The organism is Scandinavium tedordense (assembly GCF_024764965.1).
GTDB classification, from domain to species: domain Bacteria; phylum Pseudomonadota; class Gammaproteobacteria; order Enterobacterales; family Enterobacteriaceae; genus Scandinavium; species Scandinavium tedordense.
This window is the reverse complement of sequence record NZ_JALIGG010000050.1, coordinates 89,948-111,748: the sequence shown is the minus strand read 5'-3', so window position 1 is coordinate 111,748 and position 21,801 is coordinate 89,948. Positions and strand designations below refer to the sequence as shown.

The window sequence follows — 21,801 nt, the reverse complement described above, 5'->3', positions numbered from 1 at the left end:
CTCCAATATTAAATTATTTAATGCGGGCAATAAAATAAATCGTCTGCTTAGCGTGTTTTAGTATCTTCAAGTGTTAACTGTTCAGAACCTAGCTGCTCTCTTAATTCTGCGACATTCCTAAACTCTGGGGGCAAGCCACCACCATTTTTAATTATCTTTACTGCATTGGAATAATATGATACTGGAACATAATACCCTATAAGTTCATAGTTTAACTGTTGAAAGTATACTTTCTTTAAGGGATTCACTGTCACACTATTTGACTGGTTTCCACCTAGCACACCATATTCATCATCTTTAAATTTACAATATATAAAGGTTACATGCCCAGTCCAAGACCCTCTTTTCCGCAAAACAACTATGGCTCCATATATAGGTTGAGATATTTTTATAAAATTCTTGTTTTTTGAGAAAGATTGAGAACTAGCGCTACCAGATATCGAATACCCAGCCTCTTTGAGACAGTAATTTATAAAAGAAGAACACCACGGATTAGAATTGCCAACCATGGATGACATATTAATGCCAGTCTTCTTATGGTAGTTTATTCCACCATCACCTTCCTTTACACGCCCCCATTTCCATCGAGTATCTCCCTCCTCGAATGCAACCGCCATCCATGGGGCCTCTCTCTGATCATGAGGGAGTAACGCAATCGGATTGCCAGAATTTTTTCCTCCAACTGAATCCAGTGCTTTTTTATTCGCATTGATTACACTATTTTTTTCAGATTTTTTATTAACTGGTTTTGAGGCTATCGGATTTGCAACTGGCTTTTCAGTCTGACCAGACGTAGCATTGCCACTTTTGTCTATAGAAATTGATTGTCCCGGGTATATTTTATTAGGATCTGATATATTATTCTTCCGCGCAATATATTCAACATTCACACCATTTTTTTCTGCGATCTTCGCCAAAGTGTCCCCTGGAGCAACGGTATAGATCGAAGGGCTATTAGCATTGACACCATATATCGTCAAATGCTGACCTGGAAAGATCTTACTCACATCTTTTATATTATTTTTTTTGGCTATTTCATCAGCGCTTGTCTTATAACGTTCGGCAATTTTCGAGAGAGTGTCACCTGACATGACTGTATACTCAATCGGTTTTTGAGTGCTCTTCGCACGTGGAGTTTTTGGAGTCTCGGCAAGTGTTTTTGCAGAGAATTGCGAAAAACTTCTTGTAAGAAGTACATTTTTCGTTTCATCTCCAGCAACAGCCGAATAAATAACATCCTCTTTTCCAGCGGAATTAGTATATTTGACGACAATAGCCATTCCTTGTTTCGTATGGATGATTGTCTTGAGCTTACCGTAAGCATCTGTTTTCCACTCGTAGCTAGTGCTTCCTAGTGTCACTTTAAATGGCACATCAGCAACCGGTCGAGAGCCATCAGAAACAGTCACATTTGTCACATACACCCATTTTTCGGTGCCCGGCTTCAAGCCACCTTCCTTTTTGCTAATTGCCTTGATTACCTTACTGAATTTTGTATCGTCAAGATCTCCTACTCTCTCTCCCTGAGCGACCCCACTTTCAGACATGATAAAATTGGCATAAGCTTCAGGGTTATTGCCATCATTCCCCGGCGCATATTTTTTCATCATTTCTGGAATAGTATAATCCTTATATTTACTTTTGAGCAGAGATCGTTTGGCATTATCACCAGCTTCTATGCTAGAAAATATTGCGAATGAATGTTTGTCTGGATTGTAGACAACTCCAATACCGATTTTTCCTTGCTGATTTTTTACAGAAATGAGATTCCCTGGGTTATTGAATCGCCAATTCAGTGAGCCCCCAGTTTTTAACAATCTTGTGCCATTCGATGACTCATATTCTACCGTTTTCGTCGATGCATGATAAATAGCATTTATAAAGCGCATTTTAATTAATCCTCTCTGCTATTTGCCTACAACTTCAAACTTGGCATCATCTAATAAAACAGGCGTCATGTGATATCCGGTCTCTGCAAGAAATATTACGCCATCAATACTGACACTTTTTCCAAGAAGACTTTTATTTGCCTTATAGTCATTACTATCACGCATTATCAACTGAACGTCCTGATTCCAGTTTTGGTTGTCAGTATCTGCGTCTGTTACACACGTGAGTGGCTGTTTTAAATGCAATATCCACTCATGTAGCTTCTCATCATTCGCTTTATCCTCTCCCCAGCCAGGAGGGCCGTAGTATAATTTCTCGCTAACGACTCCTGTCAGACTTACTTTATCCCCTTCCTTTAGGCAAGTAGCAGATGCACTAAAGCTAGAAAGCACGATTATAAAGAAAAGAATAGACTTCCAAATTTCCTTTAACATAGATCACCCTGTCGTAGTTAAATTTAATAGTTTTGCAATCATTGATTCAGTTAGCGCAGAACTGTGACCTTCAGCTGTCTCGGTATCATCCGAATCAGTATCAGGCTCCAGTAATTCTATATCTTCCGCACTATCTACCTCAGCCTCTTCGACTGATGTTGGAAGCTCTTCTTTGACCCAGGTTTCTCGCCCAATGATTAAGTTTAATGTATCGCTTTCAGGAAGCACTATTTTCGGGAAGCGACCTGAATTGTCTACCGTGCCGGTAGACAGGATTTTCCCATTGCTGTCAGTAATGTTGTATGGCTGATTTGTCATCCAGTCCATACTTTGGCTGACACTATCGGCACCAGGGAAAGCAAAACGTAAGCTTTGTTCGCCAGGTTCCATTACAGGAAAGACAGGCAGCGTGACCTTTTCTGATGCGCTTGCCTTACGCCCATAATGTCCTGCTTTCGTACGATATTCACCTGCAGTAGCAGATTCAATCGCACTTGCATCAATCCTGATATAGCTCCCACCACCATTCAGAGTCAGCTTCTTCTTCGCGATGATTTTGATTTCATCCTCCGTGCTGACAATGCTGATTTCTTTACGTGCCAGCAATTCCATCAGGTCGTTCTGCGCCTGTACCTGCACCGGCCCCTGGTTCGCGATGAGCTTGATCCCCAGCTTACGAACAAACACGCTCAGGGCATTACCCACCCCGATGAACAGATTTTTCACCACGCTGACGTCTGCATTTTTACCAGCTGTGGCTATCAGGTTCTGCCCGGCAGAAACCTGCAGATGCTGTCCGCTGGTCAGCGCCATTCCATCCGGTGCGCTGAGTAGCAGCACTGATTTTTTGAGGTCTGTCAGCTGCTGTTCCAGCAGTTTAATTTGCGCCTGGAGATCGGCCGGGTTCGCGGTCGCCTTCTGCGCATCATCGGAGATAGACGTCATCTGCTCCCGGGCATCCCCCAGATTGCTGACCGCTGGCTGCATCTCCAGCACCTGGCCCTGTGCTTTCGTCTGGCCATCAGCGCTGATGAACATCCCTTTCTGTGCCCGGATGGCTCCCCAGCTGTCGGTTCTGAGCTCAAAACCCTCACCGCGCTTCTGCTTCTCCGCATCCACTAAATGTCCGAGATTCAGCTGACTCTTGCCGCCGTACTCGGTGGAGACCTTGATATGCTCCTGGTCACGGCTGTCATCGAGGCGGATTTTGTTGTTCGCAGGCGTCCGCAGGACGTTACGTTTGTAATTGCGAATAGTGACATGGTCACCGTGCGCCGAGTCGTGCAGCACCCCGGAGATGTACGGCCGGTCCGGGTTACCGTCCTCAAAACCAATCGCCACTTCGGTGCCCGCCAGCAGCGGCAGGTGCAGACCGTAGGTATCGCCGGCATACGGGCGGGACTGACGCACCCACAGGCTCTCGAACCCGGTCTCCCAGTTATCACGGTCAAACAGCATGTTGACGCGATAGCGACCGTCTTTATCGATGTGGCCGTAGGTATCGTTCTCGGTGGTACTGGTGACGCGGGCCGGCAATGTGCCAGCCATCACCGGGCGTGAGCCAGGCTCAGGACGGAAACCAAAATCGGTGCTGTCCGGGATGCCGTCGAAGTTAACGCCAAAGTCTTCATCACGGCGCGCATGGCAGTGCATCGCCGTGACGACCACGCCTTTCGCGAACACGTCGGCCACTTCGTACCCGCCGGTGACTTTCAGTACCTGACCCGGAGAGAGTGTCGGGCAGCTGGTGATGGCATGAGTCTGCGTCTGGCCATTCAGATAACGCTCATGACGAATGCGGGCATAAAAGGCTCCGGACTCCGGGGCCGGATTGCGGTCATAGGTACTGCCCGCTGTCAGATAGTTATCCGCATAGTGATAGGCATCGCCGTAGGTGGTGGTATCCCCGCGGGTCGCATCGACCTGGGTGTTCATGTCATCCGTGGCCTGCCGGTAGTTGTAATCCCGGGTGCTGACCTGTTTCTGCACCACGTTATGATGGCTCTCCATGCCCCAGACCGAGTCCACACCTTCCGAATGTTGTCCTGATGGCGGAACTGATGGCAGGGTCAGACCTTTTTCATACCCCTGCTGACCGTCATAAAACTCCACGACGTCGATGTTCAGGCGGGTATCGGTGGTAAAGCGGAACCAGATACCGACCTCACCCAACAGGCGGGTAATAAAGTGCAGGTCATCCTCGCCGTACTGCATCACCTGCTCACGGCGCGGGTACTCTTTTGCAAGTGAGAACAGAAAATCCTGACCGCGCATGTTGTGGCGCTCGCGCAGGATTTTTTCCACAATCTGCGGAACCGACATATCCTGATAAATGGCGTTCTGGTGCGAACGGTCAAGCAGCGCCAGACGCGGCTGCAGCGTCAGGGCGTAGTGGGTTTCATCCTTTGAGGTGCTGAGGCGTTCAAAGCCGCTCACCACCCCCTGAAGGGTACGCACGGCCTGCTGCATTTTGATGCCGTAGCCCTGGTCCACCGGGGCCTGCAGCGTCAGGGAGGCCGCTTTCATCAGCATCATTTCTTTGCTGATGGCATGGTCAGGGCTGGTAAATTCAATCCGGTAGCTGAACGGCGTGCTCAGGGCTTCATCGCCTTCAAACGCCAGGACATCGAGTTCTGCTTCACACCCTTTGACTGCCAGCAGGTGATGGTTATGGCTGAATCTTATCGGGGGGTTACTGCTCATGCGGGCACTCCTTGTGTACGGTCAAACTCCAGCCCGATACCCTCGTCCTCACTCCAGCTAAGGCATAGCGACTGTGGTTTCTGTTTCGCCGCCATGTGGGTCAGCAACTGCTGACTCAGCACCGGCAGAATTTGTTGATTGAGCAGACTGTCGACATTGCGCGCGCCAGTGTCCGGCAGCAGGCAGGCGGCGGTCAGCGCATCGAACAGGCTTTCGTCGATGTGCGTGGCCAGGCCGTAATGGCGATGTAAGCGCTTGCCGACCTGATCCAGTTTCATCTGCACGATGGTGCGCATCGCGGTTTCTGCCAGCGGGTGGTAAATCACGGTCTGGAAACGGGCTAACAGCGCCGGCTGGAAGTGGTCACGTAATATCGGGCGCAGCAGTTCGTGCAGGTCGCCTTCAGTGGCGTCCGGCTGTTCATCCAGTAGCTGCATGAGGGGGTCGCTGCCGAGGTTGGAGGTCATCAGAATCACGGTGTTGCGGAAGTCGATTTCGCGCCCTTCCCCGTCACGCATGAAACCGCGGTCGAAGACCTGGTAGAACAGGTTCATCACGTCGCGGTGGGCTTTTTCCACCTCATCAAGCAGCACCACGCTGTACGGGCGCTTGCGCACGGCTTCAGTCAGAATGCCGCCCTGACCGTAACCGACATAACCCGGCGGTGAACCTTTCAGCTGGGAGACGGTATGCGGCTCCTGGTACTCCGACAGATTGATGGTGATAAGCGACTTTTCACCGCCGTACAGCACATCCGCGAGCGTGAGTGCCGTTTCGGTTTTCCCGGTGCCGCTCGGGCCGACCAGCAGGAAAACGCCCTGCGGGCCGTTCTCGGAGGTGAGTCCGGTTTTGGCCGCACGCAGACGCTGAGCAATGGCGCTCAGCGCCACGTCCTGGCCGACCACGCGTTTGCTGATTTCCGCTTCCAGGTTCAGCAGTTCGGTTTGTTCATCCTTCATCAATGAGGAGAGCGGCACGCCGGTCCAGTCGGCAATCACATTGGCGACGGTGCGGGTGTCGACATCGACCTGAACCAGGGCATCGCCCTGCTGTTCCTTTTCCAGCTGTTGCTGCAGGGCCGCAATCTCCGTCTGCTGGCTGATGTCCTGGCGGCTGGCCATCAGCTGCTGTGCCAGTGATTTTTCGTCAATAAAACGGGATTCAAGCTGTGTCAGAACACTGGTTTTTGCCTGTCGCTGCTGTTCAATGACGCTCAGCCGGTCATGGTGTGTGTTACCCCCGACCGCGATATCTTCCAGCAACGCCTGTTCTTCCAGTTTCAGCGCGGTCAGTTGCGCTTTCAGGCGCACAATTTGTTCAGGCACCGTATCGAGGCTCATCCGTACGCGCGCGGCGGCGGTATCGAGCAGGTCAACGGCCTTATCAGGCAACTGACGCCCGGTCAGATAACGACGGGACAGCGTGACGGCGGCACGGACCGCGTCATCGGTGATATGCACGTTGTGGTGTTCGGCGTAGCGGGATTTGAGGCCGCGCAGCATCAGGCAGGCGGTCTCATCGTCCGGCTCATCGACCTTCACCATCTGGAAACGGCGCTCCAGGGCCGCATCACGTTCAAAATACTGTTTGTACTCGCTCCAGGTGGTGGCGGCAATGGTCCGCAGTTCACCGCGCGCCAGCGCCGGTTTCAGCAGGTTGGCCGCATCCGCCCCGCCCGCCTGATTACCCGCGCCAATAATGGTGTGCGCTTCGTCGATAAACAGCAGCACCGGGTTCGGCGACTGCTGGACCGCGTCGATGACGTTTTTCAGGCGCTGTTCAAATTCGCCTTTCACGCCCGCGCCCGCCTGCAGCAGCCCGAGGTCAAGGGTGCGCAGGCTGACGGTTTTCAGCGACTCAGGCACATTGCCCTCGGCAATACGCAGAGCCAGACCTTCCACCAGGGCGGTTTTACCCACGCCCGGTTCGCCGACCAGAATCGGGTTATTTTTACGACGCCTTGAGAGGATATCCACCATCTGACGGATTTCGGTATCGCGGCCGAACACCGGGTCGATGTGACCCCCTTTCGCTTTGGCGGTGACGTCGAGGGTGAATTTATCCAGCGCGTTTTGCAGCGCCGGATTGAGTTCGCCTTCGTGGATTTCAGCCACCACCGGACGGCCGACCATTTCGACATCGCCCCCCTGTTGAGCCAGTTCGGCTTCCTGCTGCAGTTCCGGGCGCTCGTCGGACTGCGCGTCGAGCAGCGGACGCAGACGTTCCAGCTGGCTCTGGCCGAGCGTCAGCAGCGGCCACAGACCATCGCAGCGTACCAGTTTCGGTTTATCGACCATGGCCATCAGCAGGTGGATGCTGCGGATCTGATCTTCGCCGGAAAGCGAAGCCAGCATCCACGCTTCCTGCATCAGGGTCTGAATGTTGTCGGACAGAGCCGGTCGCCCACGCACCGAGCGCGGAAGATTGTCCAGCCAGCCGAGCAAATCCTGCCACAGGCCGTCCATATCCCATTCGTAGCGCCTAGCCAGCACCGTCAGGTCACCTTCACCCTGTTCCAGCAGCTTCAGCAGCCAGTGCTCCGGCAAAATTTCCGCATGCGCCCGGGTCTGGCACAGCGAGGCAGCCCCTTCCATCGCGCGGGCACAGTAAGGGTTCAGACGTCGCAGCAGGATGGCTGGATTTTCCATGAAGTTCTCTCTTTGTCGGTTCCTGGACACGCTACCGCCCCTCGCTGTTTCCTGTAGTTCAGGAGACCAAAGCGCATACGGTCAGGCGGGCAGTTTGTGGGTTTCTTTGCTCAGCGCCCGCATCGGCAGACGTTCAGCAAAAACAAAAAAAGCGGACAGAGGGGACTGTCCGCCTGCAGTCTTACGCGGTGGCGCGTTCGTTCCAGGAGTCGGAATGAATGATGTTGCCGTCTTTGTAGGTCCAGGTGATTTTTTCGTAACGCAGCTCGATGGTTTCGAGGTGGTTATGCTTCTCGAAAGAAGGGTCTTTAATGTCGTGCATTTTCGGCGCGACTTTCACCAGCTTGACGTTTTCCAGTTTGGTGTTGAAGTACTCCACCTCCTGGCCTGCGTCGTTGATTTTGTACCACTTGAATTCCGCAGACTTGAGGGTCTGACCGGTGGTTACCGCCTTGTACAGGTACGGGCTGGAAGAGTCGATTTCCTTGGTGAACAGGAACGGGGTGTGGATACGGGTCCCGGTCAGCTTGCCGGTGTTGTTATCGGTCGGGATGTACAGGTTATGCTCCTGAGCGACAACTTCGATGCTGCCTTCACGATCCTGAACGTCCACAGACCCTTTAATGTCCGCACCGCCGTCGTCTTTCAGCCACAGATAAACAGGAATTGCCATGGTTTACTTCTCCATTTCTTGAGTTGATGCGTCACTTTCATCCGGTGACGCTGGTTTGCCCGGCACCTGACAGGCATCAGCCTGCGGCACAAGGCTTATCTCTACACGCCGGTTGGCCGCACGGCCTTCCGGGGTATCATTGGTGGCGAGCGGACGGCTTGCGCCGTAGCCCTGCACCGCAAAACAGCTTTCCGGCACATCGCCGGTGTCCCGCATCCAGTCCCGTACCGCCTCGGCACGTTGCTGAGAGAGCGTCTGGTTAAGTTGCGGATTGCCGGTATTGTCGGTATGCCCTGCCACCACAATCAGCCAGCCCGGCTTCGCCTTGATACCAACCAGGGAATTGACCAGCATTTTGGTGGAGCCGGTTTTGAGCACAGCCTTGCCGGAATCGAACAGCGACAGGCTGTCGAGACGGACGGTTTTGGGGCCCTGAATAATGTTTTTGATAACCGGTGGTGCCGGAGAAGGGGGCGGAGGCGGCGGGACGTACCTGCGGATCGCATCAAGTACTGGCATACGCAGCCGCTCGCCCTGATACAGCCCGAGGCTCATCCGAGCCGGTACGCCATTGCGCGCATAATGATCCAGCTGCACGGCATCGTCGCGCAGGACTGCGACGGCATCGGCTTTCGGGCCGTAATCACGCATCGGGATACGGTCATAACGGGCAATATCGAAGCTCACACGATGCAGCAACTGGCGATTGTTCCAGCCGCAGCTGAGCAGCGCCGCCATGGCCGCCAGCGTGAAGAGTCCGAATGCACAGTGCCAGGTCCGGCCACGCGAGGTTAATCCCCGTCCTTCAGGCAGCAACGGCAGGACGAAATCCGGAAGCGGTGATATCACCGAGCTGTCAGTTCCCACCGGCTGCCAGCCCCTCACCTGCTGCATCGCTGTGTGACGGGATAGCCACGCAGTCCAGGCTGATGTGGCCAGGCTTCCGGCAAGGATCGGTCCCATTCCCCACAGCACCGCGGTCGGTGCAATGGCTGGCACATCAGGGTTCTCATCCATAAAGACAGTTTTGACGTGCTGATGGAACCAGCTCATCAGACTGTTCATCAGCACCTGTTGCTGCATCGCAGGCGACCCACCGGTGGTGACCCATGCAGCGATTGAGCTCGGCGCTGAAGACTCACGCCAGACCTTCACTCCTTCTCCCGGAATAGCCACCTGCCAGAGCATGTCATTTGTCATCGCGCTGCCAACCTGGCCATTCAGAACCAGCGGCACGGAATGCCCGGTTTCTTTACGCAGCTGGCTGAGCTGCCAGCGCAGGGACAGCAAGCGGCTGGTAAGCGCTTCGCTGTCGGCGTGTTTCTGCGGACAGACACTGACCATCACCGACAGCTGGCGACCCCAGTCGGGTCGCAACCACAGTATCTGGCGGGCTGCCTGCTCCAGATCCTGATGATCCTCCACGCGGATCCAACAGCCCTGTGTGACCGTAAGCACCGGTGAATGCAGAGGCCAGGTCAACGGCAGATCGCCGCAAACCAGCACCACGGGCTGGCGGTAAGTGGCTTCCGGGAGGTCATCCAGACGCAGGGTAACGTCATGCTCCGCACGACGACTGGCGACAGTCCAGAACGCCAGGATTAGCCCCAGAACGGTAAGCAAAACAAGCACAGAAACCAGTCGGGATACCGGCAGGAAGCCCAGGCAGACCACTGCACTCAGCAGGGCGGCCCACAGCGCAAGCCCGCACTGTTGTGCAGGACTCATTTCACGGCTCCCGGTAGCAGGGTCTGCAGTGTCTGATCCAGCCAGTGGCTCAGTCCCCACCAGAGTGCTGCAACCACCACCACGCTCAGGCCAATTCGCACGGGCCATGACGCCAGCCAGCTGCCCATTCCCCGTCCGGCACGGCTTTCTGCCAGTACCGGGTGATTCTGCGGATAGCTGAACGGCGTGACATGTTCACTGAGCACGCTGACGAGTTTCTGGCGCTCCGGATCGTTCAACGAGCGGAAACTGCCGAGGAACCCCAGCATCATGACTCGCTGGAAGCAGGTCACGACAGCATGGTCAGGCGCCGGTTCACGCAGCACATCGCGCATCCGGGAGCACAGCGTATCACCGGCATCCATGGTGCCGAGGAAGTGTCCCTGCAGAGGAATGTCATACCACTGCACGCAGGCATCATCCTCCACACCGCGACCTTTGACGGCTTCATCAAGCAGCGCACACTGTGCAGTGAGAATATGCTGGCAGCTGGCTTCATCGAGTTCGCTCGCTTTCAACTCACGCTGCACACGCTCAACATCAGCAATGCAGCGCTCCCACAACGTGCGCCCTTCTCCATCCTGAAACTCAGGACCGTGACGCAGGCTGATCACCTGCAGCCAGGTGTCCTGCAGCAGGGCATCAATATCAATGGACGCGGCCGCGCCGCGTTTGCTCTCACTCATGTTCTCAGTACCGCAAAGAGTTCAAGTTCAGGCTCGCCGAGCATGCCCGGAACGTAAAACATACAGGTCCCCCCCTGGAGCATTTCGGTGGCCAAAGGATGAGAGACATCGAGGCTGAAATACTGGTTTTCCAGACGCAGCGGAATGGCGGCCGGCACATGACGCAGCGGCGTCAGCGGCACACCCACCCGTGATGAATTGACGATACTCCTGACATGATCGGGACTGCCGACCTTGCACTGACGCGGGAACTGTTCCAGCAGCTGTGCCACCGGCATCGGTGAGCGCACGGAGAGGTAGTAATCCGCCCCTTCGCGCAGGCGTGGGTCATGCAGACGGGCCTGCCAGAAGTGAAGCCGGGCATCATGCTCAAGCTCAATCGCCACCACCCGCGACGGCAGGCTGGCCTCCAGCAGGTCGCCCAGTAAGTCAAAGAGCGGCGGGAAGACGTTATTCAGTTGCTCATACTGCCAGACAGGAATGGCACTCACCTGGTGCTCCAGCGAGAAGGTCAGCAGGCTGCCCGCAAGGCGTATCAGTTCCGGGTACAGACGCTCCGGTGGACTTTGCGGGTGACGCTGAAACTGTCCGAGCACAGGTTCTGCGCTGTTCAGGGCATTGAGCAGCCAGAACAGAGACACATCGGCCACGGCAAAATCGGCCATCCGCTCGTTACTTTCACGACGCATGTCCATCAGGCGACTCAGACGGGCACGCAGTTGCGTCATCAGCTGTTCCAACTGGGTCACCAGCCAGCGGCTGCCCTGCAGAGTCAGCAGTGGCGGAAGAAAGGTTTCATCGGGTACCCAGCTCCCCTGTGAATCCTGCTGCAGACGGGCGACCGGACAGGTCAGGTAATCACTGTTGTTCTGATGGGCGAAACGCAGCGTCAGCTCTGGCTGCATCACTGCAATCTGGCGGGTATCGTCGCCAAAGGTGTTGCGGACATCCCGCCAGCGCTGGCGATAGCGAACAGGGCGCTCTGCCACCTCATCGGGTTTCAGGCAGTTGCCGCCATTTGCCCGCAGCAGCGGAAGCGCCAGAACCACCACCACTTCGTGTGATTCGCCCTCAAGCGCCAGCACCGGCGGCAAATCATCGGCATTATCCGTGTCGATAAGTGTGCCGTCGGGGAAACGGATGTGCAGATGACGGGCCTGCAGACGGCCCAGCCTCAGTGCATCCGGTTCGAAAGTGGCATCAATTATCCCCCAGGGATGGGAGAGGCCCAGTCGGGCGATGCATTCCGCAGACCAGGCCGCATATGCGGCCTGTTGCTGGAAGTGCTGAGGAGAGACCATCTGTCCCCTGCCCCATAACGGTTGTTCCGTTTTCATTGACTTCCTGCCTTACGTTACGCTTTCGCCTTCGGCATCTGGGAAACCAGTGACAGGTTGACGTCCATCCCTTCCACCTGGAAGTGCGGGATGGCGAACAGTCGAACGCGGAAGAAGCCCGGGTTGTCTTCGATGTCTTCGACAATCACTTTGGCGTCACGCAGCGGGTGAGACGCCTGCAGTTCGTCGCCCGGGTCAGTCATTTCGGTCACCAGTCCACGCACCCAGGTGTTCAGCTCCAGTTCCAGCAGACGGCGGTCCTTGGTGGTGCCGATGTTTTCACGCTGAATAAGCTTCAGGTAGTGCGCGATACGCGACAGCAGGAAGATGTACGGCAGACGCGCATTGATGCGGCTGTTAGCAGTCGCATCGGCGGTATCGTAAATGGCTGGCTTCTGAGCAGAATTCGCACTGAAGAACGCTGCGAAATCGCGGTTCTTGTAGTACGACAGCGGGATGAAGCCGAGGTTAGCGAATTCAAATTCGCGGGTTTCCGGGATCATCACTTCTGACGGGATCTTCACCTGATTACCGGTACCCAGGTCATACAGGTGAATCGGCAGATCCTGCACTGCACCACCCGCCTGCGGACCACGGATTTGTACGCACCAGCCGTTGTTGATGAAGCTCTTCACCATGTTGGCCGCAAACGCGAACGACGCATTGGTCCACAGGTATTTGTCGTGATCCGGCCCCTTCACTTCTTCAACGTAGTTGAAGCTGCGTACCGGCACGGTGTCCGGACCATATGGCAGACGACCCAGCACACGGGGCATCACCAGCCCCAGATAACGGGAGTCGTCGGTGTCGCGGAACGATTTCCATTTGATGTACTCGGCACGGTCGAAGTAGTTGCCGATATCTTTGATGGCCGCGACCTGCTCCATATTTTCTTTTAAAAAGAACGCCGGACCGGCTGAGCCGATAAACGGCATATGGGCAGCGGCGGAAACTTTTGATATATTACGCATCAGCGCCACGTCCTGGGCTGATGCATCAAACTCATACGCTGAAATAACGGCAGCGATAGGCTCTCCACCAGGTGTGTCGTATTCGGCAATGTAGGTTTGTTTGTATAACCCGCTCTGGATAATTTCCGGCGCGTCCTCGAAGTCCTGTCGCAGCTCTTCTTTAGATAAATCAAGCATTTCCAGCTTCACGTTCTGGCGAAAATCGGTCTTATCCACCAGGGATTTCAGGCCACGCCAGACGCTCTCGACGCGCTGAAACTCCTCATGATGCATGATCTCATCCAGCTGGCGTGAGATCTGGAAATCCAGCTCTGCGATATGACTGTCCAGCAAGGTCTTATCTAATTTTTCGACTTTCTGTCCGGATTTCTGCAGGCACTGCATAAAGACCTGTACCGCGGCGGTCACTCGGGCGTTTGTCGACGTTTCCGCCATCACGGTATTATCATCAAAACCATTCAGATTGCCCATTTCGGCAACCGGCTGCAGATTTATTTTTTCGAACAGTGAGGCATATACACCGCCGTCCGGCAGTGTTTTTTCAAGCGTGGCGCCCGCCGTCGGGTTCTGCGTTTTTTTATTGACTGACATAAGCATTCTTTCCAGTTATTCCGTTAATATTTCCGCTACCTGACAATTAATTCTGGGACGGGGCCAGCGCGTTCAGTTCGTTACGCAGCTCATCGCTCAGCGCAGGATCTTTCAGAATTTTTTCGAATTCTTTCTTGAAGGTGGTATTGTCGAGAAGATTGGATTTGAGATCGCGCAGTAAATTACGCATGGCGAGCATAGCTTTCAGCTGGGGAATTTGGCGGGCAACGGCTTCAGGTTCGAAGTCTTTCATCTTGCTAAAGCTCAGACGGACATTTTCTTCAGAGCCGTCATCCGCGAGCGTATTTTTTACGGTAAGATTCACTTCAGGATTCAGCTCGCCCATAACGGAATCGAAGTTGTTTTTATTAACATTCAGTTTACTTCTTTCCGACAGGGTACCGGTGGCTTTTCCGTTGCTGAAGTCGCCTGTGGTCAGCAACTTCAGCGGGAGCTCGATTTTCTTCTGCGCGCCCCCCGTATGTAAATCTAACGAAATATTAACACGCGCCTTCGGGATTTCATTCTGAAAGCTCTGGCTCATCCGCTCATTCTCCATTTAATGTGTAATTGGGCTTCCTGCCAGATAAAGGGTATGTAACAGATATAACGGCAGGCCGTTTATTATGCGCCAGATAATTTACATGTAAACAGGACAAAACCGATTGCGCAATTTGAAGGAGAGGCATGTTAATTCATTATTCACGGCAACCCGCATCTGAACCGGAATCTGACCTGTCAGGCAATCAGGGTTTAAAGTAGTTTAAATTTGGATTTTGCCGGTTCCGATATAATGCAACAGTCAGGCAAGTAAAATCTGCTTTGAATAGTCTGAAAAATGACTCACCTAAATATGCAAATACGTTGCAAGAGGACATCCCGAAACCGATTAATTAAGTCATCGTAAATAATATCACGCCTTACTTAAATAATATGTCCAGTGATTGTTTTGCATTGATACATTCAGCCTGATAATGAATGAACGTTAAAACTGACATCTGCATTCACGGCCATCGGGGTGGCACTGACGGGGGAGGATGCTGCTATAATCGCGTCATTATCACTGTACTGCGAAAACCTGATGACTGATTCCCCCTCCCCGCGACGACGGCACATATAGCCTGGTGCGCGCTCAATGCGCTGCATAGCACGGTGCAGTCCGACGCCCAAGAAAACCTCTTTCTGACCCGCTGGCTGGCAGAAGCCCGCCGGTTTCCGCGCGACACCACCGGGGATATCGACTGGTTATTGAAACAGGGGCGAACGCAGGGTATACGGGCGAAACTACCATTTAAACTCTATTTTCTCTGGAAAGTGACCACCGATGGTCTGGCAGACCAGCCCGATTTGTACCGGCATACGGCCCGGGAGTGCCACTGGGTGTACAGGATGCTGTCCGATGACCAGTGACACTTACCGATAATGCGGAAATCTATCGAATTAAGAGTATTACGATATGAAAAATAATGCCGTACTTTTTTTTAAAATTAATGCTTACAGAGCTATCACTTTCACTGGGTATTAACACCAGTGCTGCGGCACGCCATGGGTTTAGTGTGCAATATGATCCAACCGTAAATTCTGCAATATCACCTGACGGTGACGGTATTTGACCATCTAACTGGACAGATTATTAAGAAATCTGACAATCCTATGCCTAATTATAGTTACCAGATCAGGACCTCGAGGGATAGAGGGTGTTACGCAACATCGGTAAAACAGATGTCAAGTGATGGTTGTTTTTTACTCATTGAAAATGGAGGAATTATGAGCATTACAGATAAATATACTTTATGTGGGGATGTGGCAATTCGATGACGAACTAAGGATATGTGATGACGAAATCATTAACGTTGATGACAATGCATCGGCATTATTCCCCCCCAGTACAGATAAGTAATAGCTTGTGATAAACGTTATAAATACGGGTGTGACTTCTGAATACTATATTCTCTGGAACAACATAAAATGGGCGTGTGCAATCTTCTCGCTCAAAATTGAACAACGACGTCACCTCTCCAGTTTCAAGGTATTCACGCCCCTGATTTTCAACAATGATCGTATCCCACTCATAGCTGTCTTCATCGCTAAAAATATCTAACAGTTCCGAATCTGCATGATATACCGAAATATTGTCAATATCGGTGTTGCAAAAAATTGCGTGACCATGGATGTCAAATTTCAAGTGAACCCCTATTGCAAAATTAAAATAGCGGTTTAAATAATAGATTTTCGCACACACGTCATTTACTGCCGACGTTGAATTTTTTTTCCTTGTAAAGCATTAACGCCCGAGAATAAGGAACAGGTTCAGAAAATAGGTACCCCTGGAAAAAATCAAAACCCATGCCTTGTAGTTCATAGTATGTTTCTAGATTCTCCACGCCTTCAGCAACGCATTTTTTTGATGACAAATTACAAAAATAGACCATTGTCTTTAACAGATGACGGGAAACATCTGTTTCTTTAAAGGACTGGATTATTGACATATCAGCCTTAACATAGGATATATCAGCTGTCATAATAGGATTTATGGAACTTTCACCTGAAAAAAAATCATCAAGACCTAATATAAAGCCGGCTGCATGCAATTTTTTTAACGCTATGGAAAGGTCATCTCGACCCAAAAAATTAATATTCTCGGATAATTCAAAGCTGATTCTGCATCTATTTTTTTGATGAACTTTAATAGCTTCAGAGATAAAGCGCAAGCTACCTAATATATATTCATTAACATTCAAACTGAAATGGCAATCCATCCCAGCATTCAAATGGTTGCAGGCAGTATAAAGTTGCTTTAGAGCGAGATCGACAATTACATCTGAATTTTCAATAGCCTGTATAAACGCAGCCCCACCTCCAGCTTCGCGTAGCCTTGATAGAATCTCGAAACCATACAAGTGAAGATTTCTGTTATAAACAGGTTGATAGAGAAAATCTATTTGATTGATGTTAAACATTATATGTTTCTCGCAAAAATTAATAGTTAGAAATTGGTCGGCGTTACTATCTAGCTCTTAATAAATAGCGACTTCCAATGTGGTATAAAATAATTAATACGATTTTAAAGAACTCATTGTTTACGGTTTTACGAAAAACAACATTATGAGTTAAGCCTGATGACACTGTAAGTGACGTGCTCAAATCACAAGATCATTTACTTTTCTCGATTTTTGAAGGCACCATTTACAGCGCCTACGAAGAAATTCTCTCTGAGAATCACTCAGAGCCGGTGAAAATTGTAGTTCTAGCCATCCTCGGGCGGCTCTCCGCCACATCCCCTTGCGCTCAAGAATTAATAATTCAACTTCATTCATTCTGGGCTCCTATTAATAATGATTATGACACTCAGCCTTACGCCTGATTCTCTCCATAGCAATGGCATTCGTGTATCGGACATGTAATTTATTTTGTAAATTTATTCTATGTGCGCTACATGTTTTTATAGAAATATTTAATCGTTCAGATAGATCAGTATTTTTAAGATAAGAAAGCTCTAATACCATCCTTTCTCTAGCTGACAAATGCAGATCACGGTAACAATGTTTATTTGTTATAATGTAATTAATCTTACTAGGGGTGGCTTTTGATGACACATAAATTACAGCTCCAATTTTAAGACAGGCATTGTTATTTAAATCATTGTCAAGTAAAATTATCAAATTGACAAAACCAGTGAGCTTAGCCAGTATGCACTCTCTTAAAATCACATCTTCAATCGCCACAATCGCTGTGTGTTCGCGATTCAACGGACTATATCGTAGGTGATTTTTATAATTATTAGCATAATAAACATAATCAGCACCATACATTGTGGCACCAGCACACAAAAAAATATTATCTGATATAAATGTTTTGATACAATTCATGTGAACATTTTACGCCATTCAGTAAAGGCTTATTATTTATCATCAATAAATGAGCTATTGAATTAATAATATGATTAATTTAGCCTAAAACACAAAAAAAACAAATCCACTACCGGATTAAACTAAAATTGCCATGTCACTAGCCAGTCATACCTGCACGATGTGCATCTTTCCCAGCAGAAAATCAAATGACACCATAGCGCAAAAGTTTTCTGACGGTCTCATTAAAAAATTGTTCCTGCGTTTTAATGGTTTTACAGTCTATAGAGTTAACTTCAAGGAGGCGCCGTAACTCAACAACTTCTGTATAAAAAGAGATCTGCCTAACTTTGGCTAAAATCTCAATAATTTCAATGTATTTGATTACGTTAAGTGCTTCTTCCATTTCCACCTCTGAATGTCTTTGTAATAAAATTTTCTATCAATGAAAAGTTAAAAAAATCTGAGCCTGGTGCGGAATTTTTAATTCAATAGCGATAACTAAGCTAACACTCATAAATAACTTAAAAATAAAAAAGCCGGGAGAGGAGAGGGGGACTTCCCGGCCAGTAATAGACTCAATAATAATTAATAAGAAAAGTTACGGCGCTATTCGCAAGTCCAGGTTGAACACCGTTCCCAGTTTGTATATATCTGGCTACTAAAGGAATAGTGGAAACACCAGTTGTATTCAGATCAATTTGATAGCTTTTAGTTTGCGAAAAATCCACGAAATCGATATTTCCTGCTGCCGTTCCATACGCGAGTTGAATACCAACACCTTGTGCACTACCGGTCCCATTTGTTATATCAAAAATACCATTTGCCGAGTCAATGACCGAAGTGTTGGGTGTAAGTGATAACTCCAGAGTGTTATTTTTTGGTGTCCCCCCGGAACTACTTGATGTTGCATCCGAAGACCATGTTCCGCTCGAGTTAGAACCATAGAACACCGGACAATTTACCAATTTTATCGACGCATCAGTCCATTTCTGAAAAGACCCCTTTCCGCTAAACTGAGAAATATCGTACTTACCCATATCCACATCAACATTAGGTGTCTGACAGGTACCAGCGATCACATTAATAGAGCCACTTAGGCATACATTTTCAACAAGATTTGAGGCGGAATTGCCTTCATTCGTGTAGTTAAGTGTCAAGCAGGGTAGGTTCCCTCCTGTTACCGTTCCGGGAGATATCGTGCCAGTTTTCACAAAGTAGACATCCCAACGTTTAAGGTTCCCAATCACTCTACACGTCGTTGATCCCTCACAAACTGAGCCATTATTTTCTTCTTTCGTCGCCGGTTTACTGTCAGCTACATATAATGTTGAGTTCGTATTTTGCTGGAAGTACACTCCGATACCGGGAACTCCGGTCTCATAAACTTTCCCTGCTAGTTGACCAGTCCCCCACGATGAAGCAGGCAATGGTGTCTGACTGAAACCATAGTTAGCCATGATCAAATTTGTTGTTGAACATGTAACAGTAATCCAACTGCTTCCACCGGTATAGTCAAGATTATATTGTTGATGATATAAAATCGATCCATCTGCGAGATCATTGCCTGCCGTGATATTAGGCATTAATAACGGCATGGTAGCCGTATCCGCAGGAGCATTGAGCGTGCATGTTGCAAGCGCGGATTTTGTACAAAAAAGTAATGCACAACAGATAAATAATATAACCCTTGCCATTAGCTTCCACTCCTGCAAATTGAGTTAAATCGCTGAATATCAGCTGTCATCCGATCTTTGATCATTGGGGCTAGAATATAGTGGATGTTACAACTGGAATCAGGACCGGTCCCCCAGTGAACTTTCAGGAAACCATGTTGCTCAGATACTCGGGCGTATATCACTCCCGCCTGTCCAACACTTCCCACAGAATGCCCACTGCTGTCAGAGACTTCTGCCCCAAACGGCACTGGTACTCCCCCCTCAGAATGAGCAGTCACAAGGATCGGTGTACCTGACTTCGTTGAAAATACAATTCTTGTAACTGCACCGTCATAGGGAGCCACTTTTTCACTGGTATTTTCCATTTCAACAGTATCGGGAATGCCATGTGGATCAATTGTGATATCGTTCACTTCATACGGATTCAGGTAAGGTACTGCGGCATGTCCCCATGGGTCAATTCTGACATTGGAATATCCGCTGACTTTTGCGCCTGTCGCACCATCAGCTTCTACAATGGCAAAATTATCCCCAGTGTATGGTGTAAATGTAACACCATGACGCCATGCCAGAACCGTACCACTCATGCCGAGTGATGCATTTTGGTAATCGTCCCCAGCGCCATATGTGGCTGTCAGATTTGTATATTGAGTGCGAACATTTCCGTTCATAGCGATACTACTGTCACCACCGTGATTATAATTGGAAGCAGTGACACCATAGCCATACTGACTATCTGTACCCGCGGTACCAGAAATACCTACCTGTTCACCTGTTCTGCCATTCGAATCATGGTTAACACCAGCTGTCAGCATCGGTACATTACTGTCAACATAATCGCCAAGAGGGACATTTATATTTATTTGCCAATTTGTTTCCATATCACCGTACTGGTTACGTACGCGTCCCGCATTGAGATTATAACTGATGCGTTTCCAAGAATTACTGTAACCTATCTGGTATTGCAAATCTGTATCACCATTATTCCAGTAATCCTGTGAGAAACCGGTAACATAAACCTGCCCGTAACCATCAGACAAAGACTGATTTAATGTTAAATTAACTTTATTTCTCGGTCGCCATAAATTATCCATATCGCCATGATTCTTTTCGATATCTAAAGCTTGCATGGCCGTAGAGAAATCATAATACCCGGCAGTTGAATAGCGATATGCCGCGATAGTCAAATTACTTCGTGTCTCCGCAAGATACTTGCTGAAACTAACCTGATAACTTTGGCCGCTACTGGCATTTCCATCAGCATCATCCAGATGGACGCGAGCCTGAGTCACATCAAATGAAAAGGCGCCAATCCCTGTATTCACCGCTGCACCAACAAGTAATGCGTAATAATCGGGTGTATCTTCTCCGCCACTTTGTAAGCCCGCATAACCAGTAAGGTAGTTTGTTAACCCTTGCTGCCAGGACAGTTGATACATAAAAGGATCAAATGAGAGATTCTTGTCGTTAAGTTGTCCAACCACAAAATCAAACTTATGATTTCCTGGACGGATTAATTGAGCAACTGAAGTATACGGCACCAAAAAATTCTGTGTGCTTCCATCAGCTTCTGTAACAGTAACATCAAGATCGCCACCATAACCAGTTGGATAGAGATCATTAATATCAAATGCACCTGGTGTCACCGTTGTTTCGTAAATGATACGACCATTTTGTTTAACAGAAACTTTGGCGTTAGTTCTCGCTATCCCTCTAATATCCGGCGCAAAACCACGCTGGGATTGCGGTAACATTCGATCATCACTGACAATTTCCATGCCCTTATACGGTAGCGAATCAAATACTTCCCCTCTTGTATTTGACTCACCTAACCGTAACTGCCCTTTAATTTGAGGAATGTCACGCTGCACATAATTGTTGATTGATTCGTATTTGCCGCCTTGTTCGTCCTGCCAGTTATAATTCCCATCGTGTCTAAAATACCATGGCCCAATATTAAGGCCGGCATTGATTCCAGCATATGCCGAATTATAACTTTTACCATGAGAACGAGTTGTATAAGTACTGGCATTATATCCTAAGAATAATGCTGGTATACCTTCATCCCACAATGATGGATCAACATAGCCTCTGGCCTCATTATTTACCATTGATTGCGGAACTGTAATATTCAAACGTTGCTCACCTGAGTCATAATCAATATTTGAATCAGGGAGTTCTCTAGAAATAAAATAACACTGCTTCTTCTCTTTCAAAGAATTTTGAAATTGCGATGAGAGAGTGTTTTTTTTAAGATTTAATTTCTCTATGATTTTATAATCAAGGCAAGGCTCTGCATCATTTTTTGCGACTTCGACAAATTTAACGGTCCCCTTGGTTACGGGTTGACCGTTAACATAAATATCTACCGGATATGTTCCCGGTAAGGTTGCAGCCCCATTCTGAAACCTTGACAAATCAACATCGCCCTGTCCTGATGTTTTCAAAAAAATAGGATCAAACTGCGTTCCATCGGTTGTTGACGAAGCTTGGTCTGCTGATTCAGTACTATCAGTAGCTTGCGCAGAATGTGTCATGATCGCAAGGACGATGCACGAAATAAGTGGTTTAAAAAGAGGTATAGTAATATTATCTTTCATATAGTTAATACCA

Annotated in this window: 18 protein-coding genes; 1 reads left to right on the top strand and 17 read right to left on the bottom strand. The window is 49.5% G+C overall.

Annotation, left to right across the window (positions count from 1 at the left end; all coding sequences use genetic code 11):
- Window positions 1–47 precede the first annotated feature (47 nt).
- The 10 genes from MUU46_RS04670 to tssB form a co-directional block, all read right to left on the bottom strand.
- Window positions 48–1,889 carry a TIGR02594 family protein gene (locus MUU46_RS04670; RefSeq protein ID WP_258964920.1) on the bottom strand — a complete coding sequence of 614 codons (1,842 nt, stop codon included), beginning with the start codon at window positions 1,887–1,889 and terminating at the stop codon, window positions 48–50.
- 18 nt (window positions 1,890–1,907) lie between these two features.
- Window positions 1,908–2,324 carry a DUF4431 domain-containing protein gene (locus MUU46_RS04665; protein WP_258964919.1) on the bottom strand — a complete coding sequence of 139 codons (417 nt, stop codon included), beginning with the start codon at window positions 2,322–2,324 and terminating at the stop codon, window positions 1,908–1,910.
- A gap of 3 nt (window positions 2,325–2,327) precedes the next feature.
- Complete coding sequence (locus tag MUU46_RS04660) at window positions 2,328–5,027, bottom strand: type VI secretion system Vgr family protein (protein ID WP_258964918.1); 2,700 nt, start codon at window positions 5,025–5,027, stop codon at window positions 2,328–2,330.
- Complete coding sequence (gene tssH / locus MUU46_RS04655; RefSeq protein ID WP_258964917.1) at window positions 5,024–7,675, bottom strand: type VI secretion system ATPase TssH; 2,652 nt, start codon at window positions 7,673–7,675, stop codon at window positions 5,024–5,026. The genes MUU46_RS04660 and tssH overlap by 4 nt, the downstream gene beginning before the upstream one ends.
- 181 nt (window positions 7,676–7,856) lie before the next feature.
- The gene (hcp, locus tag MUU46_RS04650; protein ID WP_258964916.1) at window positions 7,857–8,348 is read right to left on the bottom strand and encodes a type VI secretion system effector Hcp; all 492 of its coding nucleotides are present in this window, start codon (window positions 8,346–8,348) and stop codon (window positions 7,857–7,859) included.
- Between the two features lie 3 nt (window positions 8,349–8,351).
- Window positions 8,352–10,076, bottom strand: a complete 1,725-nt coding sequence (locus MUU46_RS04645; RefSeq protein ID WP_258964915.1) for an OmpA family protein — start codon at window positions 10,074–10,076, stop codon at window positions 8,352–8,354.
- Complete coding sequence (tssL, locus tag MUU46_RS04640) at window positions 10,073–10,762, bottom strand: type VI secretion system protein TssL, short form (protein WP_258964914.1); 690 nt, start codon at window positions 10,760–10,762, stop codon at window positions 10,073–10,075. The genes MUU46_RS04645 and tssL overlap by 4 nt, the downstream gene beginning before the upstream one ends.
- Window positions 10,759–12,099 carry a type VI secretion system baseplate subunit TssK gene (gene tssK / locus MUU46_RS04635; protein WP_258964913.1) on the bottom strand — a complete coding sequence of 447 codons (1,341 nt, stop codon included), beginning with the start codon at window positions 12,097–12,099 and terminating at the stop codon, window positions 10,759–10,761. Before tssK ends, tssL begins: the two co-directional genes overlap by 4 nt.
- A 17-nt stretch (window positions 12,100–12,116) precedes the next feature.
- Entirely contained in the window at window positions 12,117–13,667 is a 1,551-nt protein-coding gene (gene tssC / locus MUU46_RS04630) for a type VI secretion system contractile sheath large subunit (protein ID WP_258964912.1), read from the bottom strand.
- A 40-nt stretch (window positions 13,668–13,707) separates the two neighbouring features.
- Complete coding sequence (gene tssB, locus MUU46_RS04625; protein WP_258964911.1) at window positions 13,708–14,205, bottom strand: type VI secretion system contractile sheath small subunit; 498 nt, start codon at window positions 14,203–14,205, stop codon at window positions 13,708–13,710.
- A gap of 608 nt (window positions 14,206–14,813) precedes the next feature.
- Between tssB and MUU46_RS04620 the strand changes: the two genes are divergently transcribed.
- Window positions 14,814–15,071 carry a DUF2913 family protein gene (locus tag MUU46_RS04620; RefSeq protein WP_258964910.1) on the top strand — a complete coding sequence of 86 codons (258 nt, stop codon included), beginning with the start codon at window positions 14,814–14,816 and terminating at the stop codon, window positions 15,069–15,071.
- Window positions 15,072–15,534: 463 nt separating this feature from the next.
- Here MUU46_RS04620 and MUU46_RS04615 read toward each other — a convergent pair whose 3' ends face one another.
- The 7 genes from MUU46_RS04615 to MUU46_RS04590 all read right to left on the bottom strand — a co-directional run bounded on the left by MUU46_RS04615 (window position 15,535) and on the right by MUU46_RS04590 (window position 21,788).
- A complete protein-coding gene (locus tag MUU46_RS04615) occupies window positions 15,535–15,846 on the bottom strand; it encodes a hypothetical protein (protein WP_258964909.1) in 312 nt (103 codons plus the stop codon).
- 58 nt (window positions 15,847–15,904) lie between these two features.
- Window positions 15,905–16,621, bottom strand: coding sequence for an EAL domain-containing protein (locus tag MUU46_RS04610; protein WP_258964908.1), 717 nt, complete (start codon window positions 16,619–16,621; stop codon window positions 15,905–15,907).
- 180 nt (window positions 16,622–16,801) lie between these two features.
- Entirely contained in the window at window positions 16,802–16,978 is a 177-nt protein-coding gene (locus tag MUU46_RS22965; protein ID WP_374684988.1) for a PerC family transcriptional regulator, read from the bottom strand.
- Window positions 16,979–16,990: 12 nt separating this feature from the next.
- On the bottom strand, window positions 16,991–17,530 hold the full coding sequence (locus MUU46_RS04605) for a LuxR C-terminal-related transcriptional regulator (RefSeq protein ID WP_258964907.1): 540 nt from the start codon (window positions 17,528–17,530) through the stop codon (window positions 16,991–16,993).
- 184 nt (window positions 17,531–17,714) lie between these two features.
- The gene (locus MUU46_RS04600; RefSeq protein WP_258964906.1) at window positions 17,715–17,915 is read right to left on the bottom strand and encodes a hypothetical protein; all 201 of its coding nucleotides are present in this window, start codon (window positions 17,913–17,915) and stop codon (window positions 17,715–17,717) included.
- A 172-nt stretch (window positions 17,916–18,087) separates the two neighbouring features.
- Entirely contained in the window at window positions 18,088–19,206 is a 1,119-nt protein-coding gene (locus MUU46_RS04595; RefSeq protein WP_258964905.1) for a fimbrial protein, read from the bottom strand.
- A complete protein-coding gene (locus MUU46_RS04590) occupies window positions 19,206–21,788 on the bottom strand; it encodes a fimbria/pilus outer membrane usher protein (RefSeq protein ID WP_258964904.1) in 2,583 nt (860 codons plus the stop codon). Before MUU46_RS04590 ends, MUU46_RS04595 begins: the two co-directional genes overlap by 1 nt.
- Between the last annotated feature and the right edge of the window lie 13 nt (window positions 21,789–21,801).